Source organism: Synechococcus sp. N19, from assembly GCF_900474045.1.
GTDB lineage: Bacteria > Cyanobacteriota > Cyanobacteriia > PCC-6307 > Cyanobiaceae > Parasynechococcus.
On record NZ_UCNR01000011.1, the window covers coordinates 107,311 to 128,269 of the forward strand.

At 61.5% G+C, this 20,959-nt stretch carries 21 protein-coding genes; 14 read left to right on the forward strand and 7 right to left on the reverse strand.

What is annotated here, in order from left to right:
* Positions 1 to 61: 61 nt before the first annotated feature.
* Positions 62 to 1,519 carry an amidophosphoribosyltransferase gene (gene purF / locus DXY02_RS07830; RefSeq protein WP_114988814.1) on the forward strand — a complete coding sequence of 486 codons (1,458 nt, stop codon included), beginning with the start codon at positions 62 to 64 and terminating at the stop codon, positions 1,517 to 1,519.
* 7 nt (positions 1,520 to 1,526) lie between these two features.
* Here the strand turns inward: purF and DXY02_RS07835 are convergent, their stop codons facing one another.
* From DXY02_RS07835 to queG, 3 genes are read right to left on the reverse strand one after another with little or no spacing between them, the layout of a single operon-like run.
* Positions 1,527 to 3,995, reverse strand: a complete 2,469-nt coding sequence (locus DXY02_RS07835) for a DNA topoisomerase (ATP-hydrolyzing) subunit A (protein WP_114988815.1) — start codon at positions 3,993 to 3,995, stop codon at positions 1,527 to 1,529.
* Positions 3,996 to 4,040: 45 nt separating this feature from the next.
* A complete protein-coding gene (locus DXY02_RS07840; protein WP_244276201.1) occupies positions 4,041 to 4,904 on the reverse strand; it encodes a tetratricopeptide repeat protein in 864 nt (287 codons plus the stop codon).
* Between the two features lie 37 nt (positions 4,905 to 4,941).
* A complete protein-coding gene (queG, locus tag DXY02_RS07845) occupies positions 4,942 to 5,907 on the reverse strand; it encodes a tRNA epoxyqueuosine(34) reductase QueG (RefSeq protein ID WP_114988817.1) in 966 nt (321 codons plus the stop codon).
* A gap of 36 nt (positions 5,908 to 5,943) precedes the next feature.
* Here queG and DXY02_RS07850 point away from each other — a divergent pair, with 36 nt between their 5' ends.
* The 7 genes from DXY02_RS07850 (at position 5,944) to DXY02_RS07880 (ending at position 13,126) form a co-directional block, all read left to right on the forward strand.
* Entirely contained in the window at positions 5,944 to 6,591 is a 648-nt protein-coding gene (locus DXY02_RS07850; protein WP_114988818.1) for an HpsJ family protein, read from the forward strand.
* A 50-nt stretch (positions 6,592 to 6,641) separates the two neighbouring features.
* On the forward strand, positions 6,642 to 7,376 hold the full coding sequence (locus DXY02_RS07855; protein ID WP_006849770.1) for a DUF502 domain-containing protein: 735 nt from the start codon (positions 6,642 to 6,644) through the stop codon (positions 7,374 to 7,376).
* 3 nt (positions 7,377 to 7,379) lie between these two features.
* Positions 7,380 to 8,015 (forward strand): transcription antitermination factor NusB, encoded by a 636-nt coding sequence (gene nusB / locus DXY02_RS07860; RefSeq protein WP_114988819.1) that lies wholly within the window; start codon positions 7,380 to 7,382, stop codon positions 8,013 to 8,015.
* Positions 8,015 to 9,529: a signal recognition particle-docking protein FtsY gene (gene ftsY / locus DXY02_RS07865; RefSeq protein ID WP_114988820.1), complete on the forward strand. Its 1,515-nt coding sequence runs from the start codon at positions 8,015 to 8,017 to the stop codon at positions 9,527 to 9,529. The genes nusB and ftsY overlap by 1 nt, the downstream gene beginning before the upstream one ends.
* Before the next feature lie 35 nt (positions 9,530 to 9,564).
* The gene (locus DXY02_RS07870) at positions 9,565 to 10,977 is read left to right on the forward strand and encodes a PP2C family protein-serine/threonine phosphatase (RefSeq protein ID WP_114988821.1); all 1,413 of its coding nucleotides are present in this window, start codon (positions 9,565 to 9,567) and stop codon (positions 10,975 to 10,977) included.
* A gap of 28 nt (positions 10,978 to 11,005) precedes the next feature.
* Positions 11,006 to 12,424, forward strand: a complete 1,419-nt coding sequence (gene argH, locus DXY02_RS07875; RefSeq protein ID WP_170951523.1) for an argininosuccinate lyase — start codon at positions 11,006 to 11,008, stop codon at positions 12,422 to 12,424.
* Positions 12,425 to 12,550: 126 nt separating this feature from the next.
* Entirely contained in the window at positions 12,551 to 13,126 is a 576-nt protein-coding gene (locus DXY02_RS07880; protein ID WP_114988823.1) for an RNA-binding protein, read from the forward strand.
* Between the two features lie 13 nt (positions 13,127 to 13,139).
* Here DXY02_RS07880 and dusA read toward each other — a convergent pair whose 3' ends face one another.
* The gene (dusA, locus tag DXY02_RS07885; protein ID WP_114988824.1) at positions 13,140 to 14,135 is read right to left on the reverse strand and encodes a tRNA dihydrouridine(20/20a) synthase DusA; all 996 of its coding nucleotides are present in this window, start codon (positions 14,133 to 14,135) and stop codon (positions 13,140 to 13,142) included.
* Between the two features lie 40 nt (positions 14,136 to 14,175).
* Between dusA and msrB the strand changes: the two genes are divergently transcribed.
* Complete coding sequence (gene msrB / locus DXY02_RS07890; protein ID WP_114988825.1) at positions 14,176 to 14,679, forward strand: peptide-methionine (R)-S-oxide reductase MsrB; 504 nt, start codon at positions 14,176 to 14,178, stop codon at positions 14,677 to 14,679.
* A complete protein-coding gene (locus DXY02_RS07895; protein ID WP_114988826.1) occupies positions 14,651 to 15,919 on the forward strand; it encodes an NAD(P)/FAD-dependent oxidoreductase in 1,269 nt (422 codons plus the stop codon). Before msrB ends, DXY02_RS07895 begins: the two co-directional genes overlap by 29 nt.
* Here the strand turns inward: DXY02_RS07895 and DXY02_RS07900 are convergent.
* Complete coding sequence (locus DXY02_RS07900) at positions 15,894 to 17,153, reverse strand: type II secretion system F family protein (protein WP_114988827.1); 1,260 nt, start codon at positions 17,151 to 17,153, stop codon at positions 15,894 to 15,896. The two genes, DXY02_RS07895 and DXY02_RS07900, sit on opposite strands and share 26 nt — an antisense overlap.
* A gap of 19 nt (positions 17,154 to 17,172) precedes the next feature.
* A complete protein-coding gene (locus DXY02_RS13210) occupies positions 17,173 to 17,595 on the reverse strand; it encodes a hypothetical protein (RefSeq protein WP_114988828.1) in 423 nt (140 codons plus the stop codon).
* A gap of 90 nt (positions 17,596 to 17,685) precedes the next feature.
* On the opposite strand from DXY02_RS13210, the gene grpE reads away from it, so the two are divergent.
* The 4 genes from grpE to rsgA are packed head-to-tail and all read left to right on the forward strand — an operon-like array spanning position 17,686 to position 20,630.
* Positions 17,686 to 18,363: a nucleotide exchange factor GrpE gene (gene grpE, locus DXY02_RS07910; RefSeq protein WP_114988829.1), complete on the forward strand. Its 678-nt coding sequence runs from the start codon at positions 17,686 to 17,688 to the stop codon at positions 18,361 to 18,363.
* On the forward strand, positions 18,363 to 19,499 hold the full coding sequence (gene dnaJ, locus DXY02_RS07915; RefSeq protein WP_114988830.1) for a molecular chaperone DnaJ: 1,137 nt from the start codon (positions 18,363 to 18,365) through the stop codon (positions 19,497 to 19,499). The genes grpE and dnaJ overlap by 1 nt, the downstream gene beginning before the upstream one ends.
* Positions 19,496 to 19,723, forward strand: coding sequence for a sulfurtransferase TusA family protein (locus DXY02_RS07920; protein ID WP_114988831.1), 228 nt, complete (start codon positions 19,496 to 19,498; stop codon positions 19,721 to 19,723). The genes dnaJ and DXY02_RS07920 overlap by 4 nt, the downstream gene beginning before the upstream one ends.
* A 25-nt stretch (positions 19,724 to 19,748) precedes the next feature.
* Entirely contained in the window at positions 19,749 to 20,630 is an 882-nt protein-coding gene (rsgA, locus tag DXY02_RS07925; RefSeq protein ID WP_170951524.1) for a ribosome small subunit-dependent GTPase A, read from the forward strand.
* Here rsgA and DXY02_RS07930 read toward each other — a convergent pair.
* Positions 20,605 to 20,946 (reverse strand): YbaB/EbfC family nucleoid-associated protein, encoded by a 342-nt coding sequence (locus DXY02_RS07930; protein WP_114988833.1) that lies wholly within the window; start codon positions 20,944 to 20,946, stop codon positions 20,605 to 20,607. The two genes, rsgA and DXY02_RS07930, sit on opposite strands and share 26 nt — an antisense overlap.
* Positions 20,947 to 20,959: the final 13 nt, after the last annotated feature.

The following is a 20,959-nucleotide window of genomic DNA, read 5'->3' on the forward strand; positions in this document are numbered from 1 at the left end:
TTGAGTCAGGCGTTGCCTGACGGTCGTTTCTCTTCCTTATCTCTCTGACTTCGGATTCATCATGTGCGGCATTATCGGAATGTTCTGTGTTGACTCGGTCAACCAACAGATCTACGACAATCTGCTTCTGCTTCAGCACCGCGGTCAGGACTCGGCAGGGATTGTCACGATGGACAATCACACCTTCCACGTGCACAAACAAAGGGGACGTGTGCGTGAAGCCTTTCGCACAAGAGACATGCGAAAGCTGCTGGGTAATGCCGGGATCGGTCACGTTCGTTATGCCACCCGTGGAGCTGCTGCGTCAGAAGAGGAAGTTCAGCCGTTCTATGTGAATGCCCCCTATGGCATCACTTTCGTTCACAACGGCAATCTCACCAACACCCTTCAGCTTGAGCAGGATCTGTTCAAGATTGATCGTCGTCACACCAATTCCACCAGCGATACGGAGATGCTGGTCAATGTGTTGGCCACGGAGATTCAATCCCAACTCACAGGTCGTGATCTGACACCGGATCAGTTGTTTGATGCGGTGGCGTCACTCCATCACCGCGTTCAGGGCTCCTACGCGGCGATTGCTTTGATTGCGGGCCACGGAATGCTGGCCTTCCGGGATCCCTATGGAATTCGTCCCCTGATTCTCGGCAGGCGGTTGTCTGACCAGGGTCGTGAGGAGTGGATTGTCGCTAGCGAATCGCTGGTGATTGAAAACAGTGGTTACGAGATCGTTCGCGATGTTGATCCCGGCGAGGCGGTGTTCATCGATGCTGATTCGAACTTGCACCAGCGTCAGTGTGCTGAGTCTCCTCGCTTGATTCCCTGTGCTTTTGAGTACGTGTATTTGGCGCGGCCGGATTCTGTTATGAACGGCATATCGGTCTATGAGTCGCGTTTACGGATGGGTGATCGTCTGGCTCAAACCATTGCTGAAACATTGCCGGCTGGTGATATTGATGTTGTGATGCCGATTCCTGATTCAGCAAGACCTTCGGCGATGCAGGTGGCCAAGCAATTGGGTCTTGAGTATCGAGAAGGGTTTTATAAAAACCGTTATGTCGGCCGCACCTTCATCATGCCGGGTCAAGCTGAAAGGAAGAAATCAGTGCGGCAGAAGCTCAATGCTCTCGGAACTGAATTCGCCGGGAAAAATGTTCTGATTGTTGACGATTCGATTGTTCGTGGAACAACATCCCGCGAGATTGTTCAGATGGCACGCAGTGCTGGTGCCAACAAGGTGACGTTCACCTCGGCTGCTCCACCGGTTCGCTATCCCAATGTTTATGGGATCAACATGCCAACCCGGGCGGAGCTTCTTGCCCACGGCCGAACCAGTGAGCAGATCTCAGATGTTCTCGGGGCCGATCATGTTGTGTATCAGACCGTTGAGAACTTGCTGGAAAGCATTGTGGAGAACACTGAGATCAAGGATCTCGAGATGTCTTGTTTTGATGGCCACTATGTGACCGGTGGAATCGACGAAGATTATTTCCAGTGGTTGGAGCAGAACTGCCGCTCCTAATCGGGGTTTAGGGGTTCGGTTGAATGGCGTTGATCACATCAACGATGGCCTCTCCCTTCTGAAGAGACGTCTGTTCCGTGAGTTTGTCTCCGGGTTTTGAGATGTTGATGTTGTCCGGATCCAATCGTCCGTGACGATCCTTGCTGGTGCGCACACCAACAAGACCTGGTCCGGTGCTGATGCCCACCAGGCGATCCGATTCCGCATCAATCTGTACCGCCATGCTGCCAAGATCGCCCCGCTGGTTGTAGCGCAGGCCTGAACAGTCGATTCGCCCGATCATTCCCTGCCTGGTGATCAGCATCAGTGGTGCCTGTTCCGTGCAGACGGCTCCAACGATCTGTTCCCCGGGGAGCAATCGCATGGTCATGGGTCCCTGTGCCAATCGACCCATCAACGGAAGTGAATCTTCAGTGACTCGCAGTCGCAGCAGGCGACCGATGTCGCTGATCAGCACCAGTGTTCCCTGATCGCGGCAGATCACTGCACTGTTGAGCTCGACTCCCTCTTTCAACTTGAGAACGCTGGTGGCTCGACCGGAAAGGTCCACCACTTCGCTGAGGGGGAGCCGCTTAAAGCGTCCATCGCTGCTGAGCAAGCCCAGACTCAGGGCGTCGAGGTTCTGGCTGGGCAGCGACAGCAGCGAAACGATGGGGTCCCCGTCAAGGCCCGTGGGCAGGAATCGGTCAATCGGGCCGGGTTGCTGTCCAGCAAATTCCCAGCGCACCTGGGCGATGCGTCCTCCCGCACTCGCCGCCAAGAGTCGTGGTGGTGGCTCGATCGGCAGGATCACCCGTGCCGGAGATGGTGCATCACCAATGGGGCAGGGATCATTGAGGTGCAGTCGTCCCAGCACCTGGGGGGTGACGATTTTCACTTGACCATCGGCCTGGATCAGCACCCGACCATCTCCGGGCAGTGCAGCCAGGGCCTGCTGACGCAGCAGTTCCGTGTTCGGCCGTAGGCTGGCTGCCCGCTCGGCCATCAGGGCATCACCGCCCTCCACCAGGCGAGTTCGCCGCGGGGTGCTGAAGCGTTTTTTCAAGGCCTTGAGCTCTGTCACCATCGCGTCCAGCAGCTGATCCCGGTTATCCAGGAGCAACTTCAGGCGTTGGCGTTCCGCTCGAAGCTCATCCAGCTCCTGGCGCAGGCTTTCCTGTTCGAGTCCGGTCAGGCGCCTCAGGGGCATGGCCAACACCGCATCCGCCTGCCGTTCGCTGAGGTCGAGGCGCACCATCAGGCTGGCGCGGGCTGAAGCGGCGTCATTCGCTTTCTGAATCATGGCGATCACGGCCTGAAGGTTGTTCAGGGCTGTGATCAGTCCTTCCACCACCTCAAGCCGGTCTTCGGTCTTGCGCAGGGCATGACTGGTGCGCCGGATCAGGGTCAGTTCCCTGAAATCGAGGAAAGTTTGCAGCAGTTGGCGCAGCGACAGTTGCTGGGGTTGTCCATCCACCAGGGCGAGAAGGATGGCTCCGAAGTTGCTCTGCAGTGCCGTTCGCCGTTGCAGATCCTTCAGCACCTTCTCGGGATCTGCATCGCGACGCAGCTCCACCACCACACGCATGCCTTCGCGATCGCTTTCATCGCGGATGTCGGCTATTCCGCCGATTTTTCCGTCGTTGACGGACTCCGCCAGTTTTTCGATCCAGCCGGCCTTGCTGAGCTGGTACGGCAGTTCGGTGACGACCACGGCATTGCGTTTGTGGCGCCCTTTGCCCGGTTGCACCTCTTCGGTGTGGGCCACGCCGCGCATCGGGATGCTGCCGCGTCCATGCAGGTAGGTGTCCCGCAGGCCTGAGCTGATAAGCACTTCACCGCCTGTGGGGAAGTCGGGCCCTGGGATCAGCGCCAGCAGTTTTTCGTCACTCAGTTCCGGTTTGCGGATCAGGGCGATCAGGCCATCCACCACCTCTCCCAGGTTGTGCGGGGGAATGCTGGTGGCCATGCCAACGGCGATGCCGGAGCAGCCGTTCAGCAGCAGAAAGGGAAGCTGGGCTGGAAGAACGGTGGGTTCCTGTTGGGACCCATCGAAGTTCGGTGCGAAATCAACCGTGTCTTCACCGATCTCCTCCAGCATCGCCTGGTAAGAGATCGGCGCCAGGCGGGTTTCGGTGTACCGCATGGCCGCCGGTGGGTCGTCATCCACCGAGCCGAAATTGCCATGGCCGTCGAGCAGTGGATGACGGCTGGAGAAGCTCTGAACAAGCCGCACCAAGGCGTCGTAAACGGCCTGATCACCGTGGGGGTGGTATTTGCCGAGGACGTCACCAACAACCCTCGCGCATTTCCGATAAGGACGGTCTGGGGTGAGCCCCAGTTCCTGCATCGCGTACAGAATCCGCCGCTGGACGGGTTTGAGACCATCGCGGGCATCGGGCAACGCCCGACCCACGATCACGCTCATCGCGTATTCGAGGTAGGAGCGCTGCATCTCCTGATGCAGGGCGATCGGTTCAACGCGCTCCTCAGCCATTCGGTCTGTCGCTCTCCGACCGGAAGGCGCTCAGCCTACAGATGATCACTGGCTTTTCTTCCACGTTGCGTTGGCTTGGGCTCGTTCCACGCTGTTGGTGAGCTGCGGCTCGCTCAGCAATTCTGCCGTCGCCTCACGGATGCGCACACCCCAAAGCTGTTCGGCTTGATGCAGGGGCAGAACGTAGTTGGGGTTCTTGGCCAATGCTGTGGATGCCAGCTGGATCGCCTCGGTCTGCTCACCCTGTTGATGCAGCGCTGCGGCCAGGGCCAGCATCGGTTCTGCGTTGGTCTCCAGCTTCAACACCCGGCGCCAACGCCGCACCGCTTCCTGCCGCTGGCCCATCTCAAAAAGCACCAGGGCCTGGTTGTTCAGGGCTTCCCAGAACTCCGGCTTCAGGCCCGTGGCTTGTTCGAACGACTTCAGGGCCAGAGGGAGTTCGCCCTGCATGATCCTGGCGTTGCCGAGGTCGAAATAGGCCGAAGCATTGTTCGGATCCAATTGGAGTCCGCGGGTAATCAAGGGAACGGCATCGTCCGGTCGCTCTGCCCGCAGGGCGATCGCTGCTTCGGCGAACCACAGGCCGGCTTTTTCAGGATTCAGCTGCTTGGCCCGGGCCAGCGATCGGCTTGCGTCCTTGAGGTTGTTGTTGCGCAGTTGAGCTTCCGCAAGGATCGACCAGAACCGTTCGTCATTGGGGTTGAGCCGTACCGCCAGAGCTGCGAGTCGTGCTGCGTCCTTGGCCTGCCCCAGCTGAAGCAGCTGTGCAGCGGTCCGACCGATGCCGATCGATGAGCCCTTGAGGTCCTCTTCGGTGGGCAGATAGACGTAGGGGATCAGGGCGTTGGCTGCTGGGGCGCCGAACCAACCCCCCAGAACGACCAGTGCAGCCGCCAGCGTTCGACGCAAGCCAATTCGACGCAGCACTGGAGCGAGGGTGGAGTCGTTAAAGCGTAGGTGTGGGATCCGGTTGTGCCGCAGCGGCGTTGCGACGCCACATCCAGGGTTTGATCCGTCGCAACGCCGATCCCCGCAGGTTTTGGTCCCAGACGCGGTCGTCCCAGCTCTGGATCTGCTCTTTTTGCAGATTCAGCAGCCATGGGCGTGGCTGCACCTCGGGATCACTGCTCTGAGGCAAGCTTCGATGGTTCCAGGGGCAGACGTCCTGGCAGATGTCACACCCTGCCACCCACGCTCCAAGGGCGGCGCGAATGTTCTCCGGTAAGTCGTCCTCACGGTTTTCGATCGTGTGAAAGGCCAGGCACCGTCTTGCATCCACCACAAAAGGTTCGCGGATCGCATGTGTGGGGCAGGCATCGATGCAGGCAGTGCAGCGTCCACAGAGGCTGCGTGCTGGTGGGTCGGCGTTCAAGGGCTCCGTTGTCAGCAGATGGCCGATCACCATCCAGGAGCCCCGTTCGGGGTGAATCAGGTTGCTGTGCTTGCCGATCCAGCCCAGGCCGGCTTCCTCAGCCCAGGCCTTGTCCAGCAGCGGTGTGGCGTCAACACAGGCTCTCCAACCGCAGTCGGGCCGTTGTTCCGTAAGCCAGCGACCGATTCGTCGCAGCCGTTGATCCACAACACGGTGATAGTCCCGCCCCCAGCCGTAGCGGGCGACTTTGAGGGAGCCGGGGGAGGGTTGAGCGTCGACGTAATAGTTGAGGCCAACTGCGAGCACGCTGTTGGCTCCTTCCAACAGAAGCCTGGGGTCTCGCCGACGGGGGGCGGCCATCCAGGCCATGTCAGCTTGATGACCATGGTCTAACCAGCGCTGCAGGGCGTTGGTGCGCAGCTGCAGCCTTGGACTTCCCGGGATTCTGGCAATGCCAACGGGATTGAACCCTTCCTCAGCGGCGCGGCGCTTCAGAGCCTCGCTTAATCGAGTTTGTTGATCGGTGACATGCCCTTGCATCGACCTTAAGGTTGGGCGCTTATCAGCATCTTCTCTGTGACCGGCACTGAGACAGGACGGGTTGCTCCCTTGCTGCGCTGGCTTGGTTTGACCCTCGTGGTGATCCTCGTCCTGCAGATGCTTGCTGTTCTTGTTGGTGTCGACTCGAGTGCGGATGCTCCACGCCCGCAGGTCACCGGACCGCTGGTGGCCCTTGCTCCCCTGGGATTTGCCGGTTTGTTGATCTGCCTGATCGGATCACGGCTGGATCACCCCCATAAGCAGCGCACTCCTTTGCGTCTGCTGATCGCCGTCCTTTCAGCGCTGTTGGCCCTCGGCATGGTGATTGCCGTGCCCATGTCCCTGGATGGGGGTGCCGGTGACGTGGCCCGTCAGCGCAATCTGGACCAGGGCCGCGAAGCGCTGAAGGATGCCCGAGCCTTCCGCGCCGATGTAGCGCAGGTCACCTCCCTTGGTGAGCAGCTGGCCCAGGCCGGTCAACTCGCTGCCGATGCCACGGAGGACGACAAGCTGCGGGCGGCACAAAAGATGGTGGACGATCAGATCGCCCAGATGGAAGCCCAACTCAAGACTGTTGAGGCCGGCCAGGCCCGTGAATCCCAGCAGCGGTTCATCGGTGGAACCATCACGGCTGTGGTTCTTGCGATTGCCTTTGCGCTCCTTGCGTTCACGGCAGTGCTCTGACCGCTGGTTAGGTTGGTCAGACCTCACTCAAAGCTGGGCGCAGTAGCTCCTTGGTCCAGTCCAATCCCAGACCTGATCTGCCGCTGTCCGCAAGGCTTCGGCAGGATCTGAAAAACGACCTGATTGCAGGGTTGCTGGTGGTCATCCCGCTGGCGACAACGATTTGGCTGTCAACGATCGTCAGTCGCTTTGTTTTGGCGTTTCTGACCTCGATACCGAAGCAGTTCAATCCGTTTATCACCCTGAATCCACTGCTTCAGGATCTGATCAATCTGGCTCTCGGTCTCACGGTGCCTCTGATGGGCATCCTTCTGATCGGCTTGATGGCCCGAAACATCGTGGGTCGCTGGCTGTTGGAGTTCGGTGAAGGCACCTTGAGCCGGATACCCCTGGCTGGATCGGTTTACAAGACGCTGAAGCAGCTGCTTGAGACCTTTTTCCGCGACAACTCCTCTCGCTTCCGTCGTGTTGTTCTCGTTGAGTACCCACGGGAGGGATTGTTCAGCGTTGGTTTTGTCACCGGGGAGGTGGGACCTTCCCTTCAATCCGATCTGAAGGAGCCTCTTTTGAGTGTGTTCATTCCCACCGCTCCGAATCCCACCACCGGTTGGTACACCCTTGTTCCAGCTGGATCCGTCCGAGAGCTTGAGATCAGCGTTGAAGAAGCTTTCCGAACGATCATTTCGGCCGGCATCGTCAACCCCGATGATCGTGAAGCTCCTGTGAATCGGAGTTTCTCCAGCCTTATGGCCCAGTTACGGGCTTCTGCATCTCCTTCCAGCTGAGTCATGGCCACACGATCCCTTACACGCGAGCTGGCCTTGCTGGTGCTTGGTCAAGTGCCGGAACAGAAGTCAGCCTCAGTTGCTGACCTGGCCCTTGATTCGATCCTGGACCAGGCCCTCGACACCCTCACCCAGCACTGGCGTGAGTCGCTTGATGCCAGTGCTTCAGAGCTCGATCAGGCGCAGCAGTCCCTGCTGGACAGCGAGCTACAGCAGGGCGAATCAGGAACCCATGACACCGTCCGCACCCATCTGCGCGCCTCTTTGAGTTCCGCTGAACAGGTGCTGAATGGTTTGTCCGCCAGTCTTGAGTTGCCTCGGCTGTTGCTGCTTGGCGACCAGGAGCAGATTCGCCGCGGCGCCATGGACCGGGTTCAGAAGGTGCTTACCCAGCGCGAGGGCATCGACAAACGGTTGGATCAGGTGATGGAGGGCTGGAGACTGACCCGGCTTCCGCGGATCGATCGGGACATCCTCCGGTTGGCTGTCGTTGACCTGGAAAGCCTGCGTACTCCGGCTCCGGTGGCGTTCAACGAGGCGGTTGAGCTGGCTAACCGTTACAGCGATGAGCAGGGTCGCCGGATGATCAATGGTGTGTTGCGTCGCTTCCATGACGCTCAATCGAAAGCATCGGCCTGATGGTGTTCAACTGGTTCGAACGACAGGCTGAGGAGTCACCGACGCCGGAGCCGACGCCCACCCCCGCGCCGACACCGGAACCGACGGCTGGTGGGGCTGATGCTTCCGTTTCAGCATCGGCGGAGCCGACTCCAGCTCCCGCAGCCAGTGAGGAAGAGGATGAGGCTCTGGTTTGGGCCCGTGAGGCCTATGCCCGGCTGAAGGCTCAACAACAGGCTGCGGCCTCTGTTGCCGAAGCGGCCCCCGAGCCCACCCCTGCGCCCAGTCCAGAACCAGCGCCTTCACCTACACCAGGACCGGCACCACTACCAACCCCGTCTCCAGCACCCTTACCGACGCCGTCTCCAGCGCCAGCCCCCGGACTATCGCTGCTGGAGCAGGCCGCGGCTCAACGCCAGCAGCGACAGCAGGATCTGGATGAACGGGCTCTCGAGGCTCCCCCTGCACCCAAGCCGGCTCCAACCCCTGCGCCAGCTGTCGACTCAGAAGAGCCGCAGTTGGGTGACTTTGATCAGGATTTCACCTGGTCTGCTGAGGTGCTTGCAGCCCAGGGCCGTCGAGTTGATCAGGTTTCCCTCGAGGAAATCGATTGGTTGGGTCGGCTGCGCCGCGGTCTTGAAAAGACCCGTCAGGGCTTTGTCACCAGCCTTTTGGAAAATCTCGGTGACGATCCGCTGACGCCGGAGGTTCTCGACGATCTCGAAACCCTGTTGCTCCGGGCTGATGCCGGCGTCCAGGCCACCGATCAGGTGCTGGATGCCTTGCGACAGCGGATGAATGAGGAGGTGGTCGATCCTGCGGAGGGGATTCGCTTCCTCAAGGAACAACTGCGTGGCCTGTTGGATGCCCCGATCCAGGCCAGTGGTGTTCCTCTTTTGGCGCCCGAACGGGATCGCCTCAACATCTGGTTGATGGTTGGGGTGAATGGGGTTGGTAAGACCACCACCCTTGGAAAACTTGCCAACCTTGCTGTTCGCAGCGGCTATTCAGCTCTGATCGCGGCCGCCGACACCTTCCGGGCTGCAGCAGTCCAGCAGGTTGAGGTCTGGGGAGAGCGCAGTGATGTTCCGGTGGTGTCCAACCCCAGCAGCAACGCCGATCCCGCTGCCGTTGTCTTCGACGCGATTGGTGCCGCTCACTCGCGCAAGTCTGATCTGCTGTTGGTGGACACTGCCGGACGCTTGCAGACCAAGCACAACCTGATGGAGGAACTCCAAAAAGTCAGAAAGATCATCGACCGTTTGGCGCCGGAGGCGAAGGTTGAATCCTTGCTGGTTCTTGATGCCAGTCAGGGTCAGAACGGGCTTCGCCAGGCCATGGCCTTTGCCCAGGCGGCCGGCCTCACCGGCGTTGTGATCACCAAACTCGATGGCACGGCCCGAGGCGGCGTCGCGCTGGCGGTGTCGTCTGAGGCTGGATTGCCGATTCGTTTCATCGGCGCTGGGGAAGGGATTCGCGATTTGCGCCCCTTCAACAGTTTTGAATTCGTTGAGGCTCTGCTGGCTGGACGTTGAAGCGTTGCTACCTTGCGGACCCTGGGGGTGCGAGGTTGAGCAGCAAGCCGCCCGGACGACATCCCAGTTCTGCGCAGCGGATCGGGAACCCCTCGCCCGAGGCCATGGCTTCGTTGCGTCAGCTGTTTGACAGCCTCAGCAGCGAGCAGCGCCGTAATCAGGATCTGTTGGTCTCCCTGGGGTTTGCCCTCCGCAGCTTCACCAACCTCCAGCGCTTTCTTGAGCTTGTGCCTGTCGTGGCCTCGCGTCTGGTGGGTGTTGAGGGGGCCTTGCTTGTTCCGTTTCAGTCGGATGGTCGCCTCTGGCGTGATCAGCTGCAGGGGAGTCCAGCTGAGCCGTCCCAGGATCTGTTGCGGCGTTTGGCAGCCTTTGAACCCGGCTCTGCTGTGGGCTTCGGCAGCGACGATCAGCAGCTGTTGGCGCTCGACCGGCTGGTGCAACGCTGCCTTCCCAAAGCGGCTTTGTTTGCCACGTCTCTGACGGCTCGTGGTCGGACGCGGGGCCGCCTTTACGTGTACGCCCGTAACGGCTCGATGGTCTGGACCGAGGTGCACCGTCGGCACGTTCAGTTGGTGGCGGATCTTGCTGGCGTTGCGATCGAAAACGATCAGATGCTGCAGGACGCCCGCCGGCATGAGCGGGTGGATCGACAACTCAGCATTGGTGCAGAGATTCAGGCCCAGTTGTTGCCCGACCGTTGCCCCGTGATCGAGGGCGTTGATCTGGCCGCGCGCTGTCGGCCTGCATTTCAGGTGGGCGGTGACTACTACGACTTCATTCCCACCCGTCCGGAACTCATCGGTCGACGCCGTGAGCGGGGTCGCTGGGCCCTGGTGATGGGTGATGTCATGGGCAAGGGCGTGCCCGCTGGTTTGCTGATGACGATGCTGCGCGGAATGCTGCGCGCGGAGGTTCTCAGCGGTCTGCCACCGGATCGGATTCTTCACGACCTCAACCAGTTAGCGCAGGAAGACCTGGCGCAGTCGCATCGGTTTGTGACGCTGTTTTATTCCGACCTGGATCCGCGCACGCTGCGGCTGCGTTATGCCAATGCGGCCCACAACCCGCCCCTGCTTTGGCGTGCCGAGCGACGGGTGATCATGCGGCTCGATGCGGCTGGGCTGCTGATCGGTCTCCAACCCGAAGCTGAGTTCGCCCTTGGCGAGATTCGCCTTGAACCGGGAGACGTGTTGCTTTACTACACCGATGGCGTCACCGAAGCACCGGGGATCACGGGCGATCGTTTCGATGAGTCGCGGCTGATTCGTGCTCTTGAAACGGCCTGTCGCAGTGGTCAGGGAGCGCAGGGAATTCTTGAAAGCCTGTTTGAACGTTTGGATCGTTTTGTTGGTCCGGATCGTCAGCTGGAGGACGACGCGTCGCTTGTGGTGCTGAAAGTTCCGGAGGCGGTCACGTTGCCGAGTGTGCAGGGACGGTCAATCGCCTGACAAGCTGAGGAAATCGATGGATGAATTGATGGCTGGTGGGGTGACCGGTGGTGCAGCAGGCACCTGGAGCGATCGTTTTGAGCAGGGTCTGCATCCCTTCATCGAGGCGTTCAACGCCTCCATCGGTTTTGACCTGACCCTTCTTCAGGAGGATCTCGATGGGTCGATCGCCCATGCCCGAATGCTCGCCAGCGTGGGAGTGATCACGGAAGCGGAGGCTGAGCAGCTGGTGGAGGGTCTGGAAACCGTTCGTGCTGAGGCGGCATCCGGCAGTTTCCAGCCCGGCCTGGCAGATGAGGACGTTCATTTCGCCGTGGAACGCCGCCTGATTGCCTTGCTCGGTCCCGTGGGCAAGAAGTTGCACACCGGACGCAGCCGCAACGATCAGGTTGGGACTGACCTCCGCCTCTGGCTGCGGCGACGGCTGGATGGCTTGGATCAGGATCTGCAGCGGTTGCAGGGGGCGTTGCTGACCCAGGCGGGTCGCCATCGCCGCACCATGATTCCTGGGTACACCCACCTGCAGCGGGCTCAGCCGCTCTGTCTCGCCCATCACCTGCTCGCCTATGTCGAGATGCTGGAGCGCGACCGTGAGCGACTTCAGGATGTGCGGAAACGAGTGAACATCTGCCCGCTTGGCGCTGCCGCCCTGGCGGGTACGCCGGTTCCGATTGATCGCCAGCGCACCGCGAAGGAGCTCGGTTTTGCAGAGGTTTATGCCAACAGCCTCGATGCGGTCAGTGACCGCGATTTCTGCGTTGAGTTCTCCGCTGCCGCCTCCTTGGTGATGGTGCACCTCAGCCGTCTGGCGGAAGAGGTGATCGCCTGGGCGTCCGAGGAATTCGGCTTCGTGCGGCTTAGCGACCGCTGTGCCACGGGCAGCAGCCTGATGCCTCAGAAGAAGAATCCCGATGTGCCTGAGTTGGTTCGGGGCAAGACTGGACGGGTGTTCGGACATCTCCAGGGATTGCTGACCATGATCAAGGGTCTTCCTCTGGCCTACAACAAGGATTTTCAGGAAGACAAGGAGGCGCTGTTTGATGCCTTCCGCACAACCCGTGATTGTGTTGAGGCGATGGCGATTTTGTTTGAGGAAGGCCTTGATTTCAGAGTCGAGCGCCTCAATGAAGCGGTGGAGCAGGATTTCTCCAACGCAACGGATGTTGCTGACTATCTGGTGTCTCGCGGTGTTCCATTTCGCGAGGCTTATCAATTGGTCGGTGCTGTCGTCCGGCGCTGTCTGGAGCAGGGATGTCTGTTGCGGGACCTTGATCTGAGTGCCTGGAAGGAACTCCACCCGGCCTTTGAGGCGGATCTGCACGATGCCTTGGCTCCCCGTGCTGTTGTGGCCGCCCGTCGCAGTGAAGGGGGGACAGGATTTGAGCGTGTTGATGAACAGCTTCAGCGCTGGTTACAGCGTTTCAACGGAACTCAGCCGGTGGGATGACTCTCACCCATAACCGGGTCTACGCTTAATCAGCCAGAGGTATGTCACTTCGTTCCGGAGTCATGGCCCGATGGCAATGTTCAAGGCCTCATCGGTCCACTGTTTCGTACCCGGTCCACGCAAAACGTGAGCATTTTTGTCGGCAACCTTCCCTTCCGCGCTGAGCAGGAAGATGTGATCGAACTGTTTGCCCAGTTCGGTGAAGTGACCAACTGCGCGCTGCCCCTCGAGCGGGATACAGGCCGCAAGCGTGGTTTTGCCTTCATTGAGATGGCCGACGAGTCCACCGAAGAGGCAGCGATTGAGGGGCTGCAGGGTGCCGAACTGATGGGCCGTCCTCTGCGGATCAACAAAGCGGAGCCCCGCGGCAGCGCCCCCCGTCGTGGTGGCGGCGGCGGTGGCTACGGCGGTGGCGGTGGCGGTGGCTACGGCGGTGGCGGTGGCGGTGGCTACGGCGGTGGCGGTGGCTACGGCGGTGGCTACGGCGGTGGCGGTGGCGGTGGCTACGGCGGTGGCGGCTATGGCGGTGGCGGCGGCGGTGATCGTCCCTCCGGTGCAAGGGGCTGGGAAGACCGCAGCTATGGCGCCCGCGATAACGCTGGGGAGGGCAATGCCTACGACGAAGGGCGCAGCCGTCGTCGCCGTGGATCGTCCAGTGGCGGTGGCGATGACTATTCCGGTTACGGCGGAGCTGAGGGCTGACCTCAGCCGTTGATCAGAGCCCTGCGTCCTTGAGCTGCTGCCCGGCATTGAGCAGCACATCCAGATCGGCCCCGGGGCGCTGGGCTTTCTCCCCCAGCTCCCGGCGCCAGTGCCGTGCACCCCTGACGCCTTCCACGAGTTGCACCAGGTGACGGCAGAGGTCCCAGATTCGTCCTCCTCGCTCCAGATGAGCGGCCGCATGGGGAAGCAGTCCGTTCACAACGTCTGACGCCAGGATCTGGCGTGATTCCTCCCCGAAAATGAGGGCATCGACGCTGGTCCAGCGCAGGGGATGGCTGTAGGCCGCTCGGCCCACCATGGCGCCATCGCACCCTTCCAGTGCCTGAAGGCAGTCTTCAGGGGATTCCAGCCCCCCGTTGAGTTCAATCACCAGGTCGGGGCGGCGTTGCTTTAGCGCCACCACGCGCTCATGCTGCAGCGGAGGAATCGTCCGGTTCTGCTTGGGATCAAGGCCCTCCAGCCAGGCCTTACGGGCATGAACAGCGAAGCGGCTGGCCCCTGCCAGCGCCACCCGATCCACGAAGTTCGTCAGCAGCGCATCGCTGTCGAGATCGTCAATGCCGATCCGATGCTTCACGGTCACGGGGAGTCCCCCTGCGTCCACCATGGCTTCCACGCAGCGGGCAACCAGATCCGGTTCTGCCATCAGGCAGGCTCCGAAATTTCCGGCCTGCACCTTCTGGCTGGGGCAACCCACATTGAGGTTGAGCTCGTCGTAGCCCCAGTCCTGCGCCAGTCGTGCCGCTTCGGCCAGCAGGGCTGGGTCGTCCCCCCCCACCTGGAGGGCGATCGGATGCTCCACAGGATCGAAGTCCAGCAGCTTGTTGCGTCGCTTGCTGTGGTGCAGCGCCTGGGCCACCACCATTTCGCTGTAGAGCAGGGCCCTGCGGCTGATCTGCCGCATCAGCACCCGGAAGTGGCGGTCGGTGCAATCCAGCATCGGGGCCACACTGAAGCGGTAGGCAGCGGTGGATCCGGAGGCAGTCATCAATCCATTAGAACCGCCCGAGATTCCCGCTTCAGCACCGATGAGCTTGAGTGCCGCTGTTCTGTCCCGTCGATCGTTGCTGTTGGCGGCAATGGCAGGGGTGTTTGGCAGTCTCTGGAGACCTCAGCCTGTGCTGGCCGCATCAAAAGCTGGCGATCCCTCGTGGGATCTCAATGCCGACCAGTGGCGTGATCGGTTGTCTCCCCAGGCCTACGACGTGTTGCGCAATGAGGGAACGGAACGCCCCTTCACCAGTCCGCTCAATGGGGAGAAGCGTTCCGGCACCTATCACTGCGCTGGTTGTGATGCAGCCTTGTTTTCGTCGGAGGCCAAATTCGATAGCGGCACCGGCTGGCCCAGCTTCTGGCAGCCCCTGGATGGAGCCATCGCTACGAAAGTAGATTTCAAATTGATCCTGCCGCGTACGGAATACCACTGCAGCCGTTGTGGTGGGCACCAGGGCCACGTGTTCAATGACGGACCGCGACCCACCGGCAAGCGCTACTGCAACAACGGTGTCGCCCTCCGCTTCCAGCCCGCTTGATCTGATCGTTGTTGGCGGTGGTCCTGCCGGGTACATGGCGGCGATCACTGCCGCTGAGCATGGGGTTCGGCAGGTGCTGGTGCTGGAAGGCACCCCAGAACCCCTACAGAAGGTGCGCATCAGTGGTGGCGGTCGCTGCAATGTGACCCATGCCTGCTGGGACCCCCGTGAACTAGCGACTCATTACCCCCGTGGCAGTCGACCCCTGCGGGGCCCCTTCAGTCGCTTCGCTTGCGGCGATGCGATCGCCTGGTTTGACGAGCATGGGCTCACGCTGGTGGAGGAACCCGATGGACGGATGTTTCCGCAGCAGAACCGTTCTGAGGCCGTGATTCAGTGCCTGCAGAAGGCGGCAAGAGCGTCGGGTGTCCAGCTGCGCACGAAGGCGATGGTCCAGAAGGTGCGCGTTCACCCCGAAGGGAGGTTTGTGCTCGAGGGCCGAGGCCTCGAGCCTTTGCATGGGGGCTGCTTGATGCTGGCCACGGGGGGGCATCCCAGTGGCCGAAACCTGGCGGCAGCCCTCGGCCACCAGGTGGTGCCGCCGGTGCCATCGCTGTTCAGCCTTGCCCTGCAGGCACCGGCCCTGTCGGCCTGCAGTGGCATTGCCATCGACGATGTGGGCCTTGATCTCAAGCTCGGCGATCAGCGCTTCCGCCAGACCGGGCGGGTGCTGATCACCCATCGTGGTCTGAGTGGACCCGCCACGTTGCGCCTCTCAGCCTTTGCCGCCAGGGTCCTGCATCAGAACCGCTACAAGGGTGAGCTGAAATTGGATTGGAGCGCTGGGTTGGGACGGTCGGGACTGACCGAGCGGTTTCAGCAATGGCGACAGGAGCAGGCCCGGCGAACCCTTGCAGCAGCGAAGCCCTTCGAACATCTGCCCCGGCGGTTGTGGCAAGCCTTTTTGACCATGGCTGGGGTGGAGCCAGAGCGCCGTTGGGCGGATCTGCCGATCAAGGCGGAGCGTCAATTGGTGGAGCTGCTCTGTGCGCAGCGTGTGCCGATCCAGGGACGAGGACCCTTTGGGGAGGAGTTCGTCACCGCCGGCGGTGTCGCCTTGGGGGAGGTCAACCTCGCCACGATGGAGAGCCGCCGCTGCCCCGGTCTTTACCTGGCGGGTGAACTGCTTGATGTGGACGGGGTGACCGGCGGTTTTAACTTTCAGGCTTGCTGGAGCGGCGGTTGGCTGGCGGGCCAGGCCATCGCTGCTGGGCTCACTGGATCTGATCAAACACGGTGAACATCGGCAGGTACATCGCCAGCAGGATGGATCCCACGATTCCGGCCACCACCACAATCATCGCGGGCTCGAGCATCGAGGTGAGCGCCTTGACCATGGCGCCGACTTCGTCTTCGTAGAAGTCCGCCACCTTGCTGAGCATTTTGTCCATCTCACCGGTTTCCTCGTCGATGGCCAGCATGTTCAGAGCCATGTCGGGCAGCACCTTCTGACGGATCAGCGCATTGCTCAGGAGCACGCCCTCCTGAACCATGCCTCGCGAGGCAAGGATGGCATCGGAAATGATCGCGTTGCCGGCGGTTTCGCTCGAGATCTCCATCGACATCAGGATCGGCACACCGGCCCGCGTGAGCGAACTGAGGATGCGGCAGAACTGAGCTGTCGCTGTCATCAGGATCAGTTCGCCGAAAAGTGGCAGCTTCAGCATCAGGCGGTCGATCGTTCGACGACCGTTGTGGGTGGCGTAGAACCGGTTCAACATCCAGATCGCCAGCAGGATCACTCCGATCGCATAAAGCGAGGCTGAGAAACGCAGCAGGGCGCTCAGATCAACGAGCAGCCTGGTGAAGGCCGGCAGCTCGGCGCCTAGATCTTCGAAGATCCCCGCGAATGTCGGGATCAGAAAGATGGTCATCCCCAGGAACACCAGGATGGCGATCACCAGCACGGCGATGGGATAGCCCAAGGCTCCCTTGATCTGGTTCTGAAGTTTGGCGTTGTCTTCCAGCAGCTTGGCCAGTCGCTTCAGGGCCTCATCCAGGACGCCGCCAGCTTCACCGGCTTCCACCATGGCGATGCTGCGCTGATCAAACACCTTCGGCCACTGACGCAGGGCTGTTGCCAGGGCAATGCCCTCATTGACGTCGAGGCTCACCTTGGTGAGCGCACGTTTGAACATCGGCAGCTTCTGCTGCGTCGCCATCAGATCGAGGCTGCGCACGATCGGCACGCCGGCATCGACCAGGGCCGCCAGCTTGCTGGCGAACAAGGCCTTCTCCTTGGCGCCCGGCGTCTTCTCAAACATGCGGTTGAGGTTGATCGATTTGAGCCCAGCCGTGTCGGCCCCGTCTGCTTTGCCGTTCTGGGTGTTTCCAGCGCTGACGGGCCGAAGCTCTTCGGCGCGAATGCCCCGACGCCGCAAAAGCTTTCTGGCTTCAGCCAGGTTGGCTGCCTTGATCGTCACCGTTCGTGGTTGTCCGGTGGGCCCGGCGTAGGAGGCAATGAAGGCGGCCATCGATGCTTACCCCCTGGCTTCAGATTTCACCGATCAAGCGCTGCAATTCGCCTGGTTTACTGGCTTTGCCCATCGCTTCAGCGCGGGACACATCCCCATTGAGCACAAGGTTGGCCAAGGCTCGCTGCAGATCCGCTTCGATGGCGGGGTGCAGGCGGATCGTGCGGTGTTGGTCCGGCAGCTGATCGATCAAGTGTTGCCATTCCTGGTCTCGCCACTGGCTGGGGATCGCGATGTCCAGGTGGTCAGCACCGATTGCGATCGGCATGGCCTGCAGTGCCCGCCATTGATCGGGGCTGACGTCCGGGAGGGCGACGCTGAGCAGGTTGCGGCTTGCCAGCAGTTGCTCTGGGCCCGGAACCGGTTGCTGCAACAGCAATTCAAGGGTGAAACGCTGCTGTGCCGTGTTGCCGGCATCGGGGGTGGGCAGCGTCAAAGTCATGGATGGCGAACGAGGTGCGGGCTTCCGCAGCTTGTGGGAGGTAAGCGTTGCCCTTCAACATGTCTAGACAGCAATCCCTGAGCGGTCAGCATGAGCGGCGACGCCTCCACCCCAGAGCAGGACCAGACCGTTGAGTCCGGTGCTGTTCCAGCCACGCCGGAGTCCGCTTCTGATGCGCCCGAGGCGACGTCTGAACAGGCTCCTGCAGCGGTGGATCCGGCCGATCGCATGCAGCAGCTCGAGCAGGAGTTGAGCGCGTTGAAGCAGGAGCACGAGACGCTTAACAGCCAATACATGCGCATTGCGGCGGATTTCGACAACTTCCGCAAGCGCCAGAGCCGCGACCAGGACGACATGCGTCAGCAGCTGGTCTGCTCGACCCTCACGGAGATTCTCCCCGTCGTCGACAACTTCGAGCGGGCCCGTCAGCAGCTGAATCCTGAAGGTGAGGAAGCCCAGGCGCTGCATCGCAGTTACCAGGGTCTGTACAAGCAACTGGTGGAGGTGCTGAAGCAGCAGGGGGTGGCCCGCATGGAAGTGGTTGGCCAGGAGTTTGATCCCAACCTGCATGAGGCCGTGCTGCGGGAGGAAAGCAGCGAGTTTGCGGAGGACGTGGTCTGTGAGGAGCTCCAGCGCGGCTACCACCGCGATGGGCGTGTGCTGCGCCACGCCATGGTGAAGGTGTCGATGGGTCCCGGACCATCCGATCCGGCGTCAGCGCCTGCTGAGGCCCCAGCGGCACCGGATCAGACGGCGGAGGAGGCCTGATGGCCGACTTCTACGACCTGCTCGGCGTCAGCCGGGATGTGGATCCCGACAGCCTCAAGCGGGCTTATCGGCGCATGGCGCGTCAGTACCACCCCGACATCAACAAGGATCCGGGAGCTGAAGATCGTTTCAAGGAAATCGGCCGCGCCTACGAGGTGCTCAGTGATCCCCAGACCAGGGCCCGTTATGACCAGTTCGGTGAAGCCGGACTTGGTGGTGCGGCCGGTGCTCCCGACATGGGGGATATGGGCGGATTTGCGGATCTGTTCGAGACGTTTTTCCAGGGCTTCGGTGGACCTGGGGGTGCTGGAGCTGGTCGGCCGCGGCGTCAGGGCCCTCAGCAGGGGGATGACCTGCGTTACGACCTGACGATTGATTTCGAGCAGGCGGTGTTCGGTCAGGAGCAGGAGATCAAGATCCCGCATCTGGAGACCTGCGACACCTGTGGCGGCAGCGGTGCCAAAGCGGGCAGTGGACCCACCACCTGCGGCACCTGTGGCGGCGCCGGGCAAGTGCGCCGTGCCACCCGAACTCCCTTCGGCAGTTTCACTCAGGTCGCCGAGTGCCCCAACTGTGGCGGTACGGGCCAGGTGATTTCGGATCCCTGCGGGTCCTGTGGTGGGCAGGGTGTCAAACAGGTGCGCAAGAAGCTGCGGATCAACATCCCTGCCGGGGTCGACACCGGAACACGGCTTCGTGTGACCGGTGAAGGCAACGCTGGACCCCGGGGAGGCCCGTCCGGTGACCTTTACGTATTCCTCACCGTTCGCAATCACCCGCGCTTGCAGCGGGATGGCCTGAACATCTTCTCGGAGGTCAAGGTCAGCTACCTCCAGGCGATTCTTGGCGACACCATTGAGGTGGAAACCGTGGATGGCAGCAAGGAGCTGGACATCCCCGCCGGCACCCAGCCCGGTACGGTACTCACCCTGCCGAACTTGGGCATTCCCAAGCTAGGGAATCCAGTGGCACGGGGCGATCAGCGCGTGACGGTCACCGTGGATCTGCCGAAGCGGATCAGTGATGTGGAGCGGGAGCTCCTCGAGCAGTTGGCGGGTCACCATTCCGCCCGCGGCAAGCAACACCACCACCACAACAGTGGTTTGTTCGCTCGCTTGTTTGGTCAGAAGGGATGAGCAGGCGTTCCCTGGATCTGCGGGGAACGCCCTGTCCGGTGAATTTCATTCGCTGCAAGCTCACCCTCGAGCAGATGAGCAGCGGTGACTGTCTTGAGGTCTGTCTCGATCGGGGTGAGCCTGAGGCCATGGTTCTTCCAGGTCTGAGGGATGCAGGCCATCGTGTGGAGTGCATTGATCAAACGCCGGATGCCATCACCATCGAGGTGATCTGCGGTGGATGACACCGGCCGTTCGGTGGCATCCGGGATGGTGGTGGCGCTCCAGGCCAACTACCTGGAGGTGGAGCTGGATGTCGCACCTGATGGATGCCCAGGGCGGCTGCTCTGCACCCGTCGCACCCGGCTCAGCCATCGGGGTGAAGCCGTTTATGTGGGCGATCGGGTTCGCGTCGAGGCGATTGATCCAGGCCAGGGGCGTGCCGTGGTGGCCGAGGTCGAGCCACGCCACAGTTTTCTCACACGCCCACCGGTGGCCAACGTCTCCTTGGTGGCTGTGGTGTTGGCAGTGGAACAGCCCAGTTTTGACCCTGATCAGGCCAGTCGCTTTCTGTTGACGGCGGAACAGACCGGGCTGGAGGTGATCCTGCTGCTCACCAAGACAGACCTTCTTTCAGGTGCAGCGCTCGAGCGGCTGGTGACCCGGTTGAAAGGGTGGGGCTATGACCCGCTGGCGCTGTCCAGTGCAGCCGGAACTGGCATTGATGCTTTACGGCAGCGTTTGGCTGGTGCGCAGCTTTCGGTGCTGTGTGGGCCTTCTGGGGTGGGCAAGAGCAGCCTGCTGAACCAGTTGCGCCCTGACCTTCAACTGCGCACGGCTGCGGTGTCTGGTCGACTGCAGCGCGGGCGCCACACCACCCGCCACGTAGAGCTGTTTCCCCTGGGGCCGAGCGCGAGGGTGGCTGACACCCCCGGGTTCAACCGCCCTGATCTGCCGGATGACCCCCGGGAACTGGGGGTCCTCTTTCCGGAGCTGCGTCAGCAACTTGATCCCTGGCCCTGTCGTTTCCGCGACTGCCTGCATCGCGGTGAGCCCGGCTGCGGTGTGTCCACGGACTGGGAACGCTATGCCCTCTACAAGGCCGCGTTGATCGAGCAGAGCAGCCTCAGCCGCTCATCCCGGGGAGGTTGAGATTCAGGCCACCGGTCAGTTCTTCCATCCGGCCCTTCATCGTGGCGGTGGATTGCTCATAGGCCGCCTGCAGGGCTTCAAGGGTGGCCGTTTCGCTGGCCTGTTGGCCCTCCTGCAGCAGGGCTGGGTCCAGTCGTACCCGCAGCGGTTGCTGGTTGCCCGACAGCCAAACGCTGGCGCGGCCATCGCTGCTCTTGCCTTCGATCTCCATCCCGTCCAGTTCGTCCTGCAGGGCCTGAGCGTTCTGCTGAATCTCCTGGGCCTTCTTGAAGGCTTCGGTGAGCTGGCCGAAATTGGGGAGTCCGAACCCTGCCATGGCGATCCTGTGG

What these genes read in the sequence shown, in the direction of transcription:
- DXY02_RS07930 (WP_114988833.1), bottom strand. Translation starts at nt 20,946, where the DNA reads ATGGCAGGGTTCGGACTCCCCAATTTCGGCCAGCTCACCGAAGCCTTC.
- msrB (WP_114988825.1), top strand. Translation starts at nt 14,176, where the DNA reads ATGAGCTTGAGTGCCGCTGTTCTGTCCCGTCGATCGTTGCTGTTGGCG.
- grpE (WP_114988829.1), top strand. Translation starts at nt 17,686, where the DNA reads ATGAGCGGCGACGCCTCCACCCCAGAGCAGGACCAGACCGTTGAGTCC.
- argH (WP_170951523.1), top strand. Translation starts at nt 11,006, where the DNA reads ATGGCTGGTGGGGTGACCGGTGGTGCAGCAGGCACCTGGAGCGATCGT.
- dnaJ (WP_114988830.1), top strand. Translation starts at nt 18,363, where the DNA reads ATGGCCGACTTCTACGACCTGCTCGGCGTCAGCCGGGATGTGGATCCC.
- DXY02_RS07835 (WP_114988815.1), bottom strand. Translation starts at nt 3,995, where the DNA reads ATGGCTGAGGAGCGCGTTGAACCGATCGCCCTGCATCAGGAGATGCAG.
- ftsY (WP_114988820.1), top strand. Translation starts at nt 8,015, where the DNA reads ATGGTGTTCAACTGGTTCGAACGACAGGCTGAGGAGTCACCGACGCCG.
- DXY02_RS07900 (WP_114988827.1), bottom strand. Translation starts at nt 17,153, where the DNA reads ATGGCCGCCTTCATTGCCTCCTACGCCGGGCCCACCGGACAACCACGA.
- purF (WP_114988814.1), top strand. Translation starts at nt 62, where the DNA reads ATGTGCGGCATTATCGGAATGTTCTGTGTTGACTCGGTCAACCAACAG.
- queG (WP_114988817.1), bottom strand. Translation starts at nt 5,907, where the DNA reads ATGCAAGGGCATGTCACCGATCAACAAACTCGATTAAGCGAGGCTCTG.
- nusB (WP_114988819.1), top strand. Translation starts at nt 7,380, where the DNA reads ATGGCCACACGATCCCTTACACGCGAGCTGGCCTTGCTGGTGCTTGGT.
- rsgA (WP_170951524.1), top strand. Translation starts at nt 19,749, where the DNA reads ATGGTGGTGGCGCTCCAGGCCAACTACCTGGAGGTGGAGCTGGATGTC.
- DXY02_RS07920 (WP_114988831.1), top strand. Translation starts at nt 19,496, where the DNA reads ATGAGCAGGCGTTCCCTGGATCTGCGGGGAACGCCCTGTCCGGTGAAT.
- DXY02_RS13210 (WP_114988828.1), bottom strand. Translation starts at nt 17,595, where the DNA reads ATGACTTTGACGCTGCCCACCCCCGATGCCGGCAACACGGCACAGCAG.
- dusA (WP_114988824.1), bottom strand. Translation starts at nt 14,135, where the DNA reads ATGACTGCCTCCGGATCCACCGCTGCCTACCGCTTCAGTGTGGCCCCG.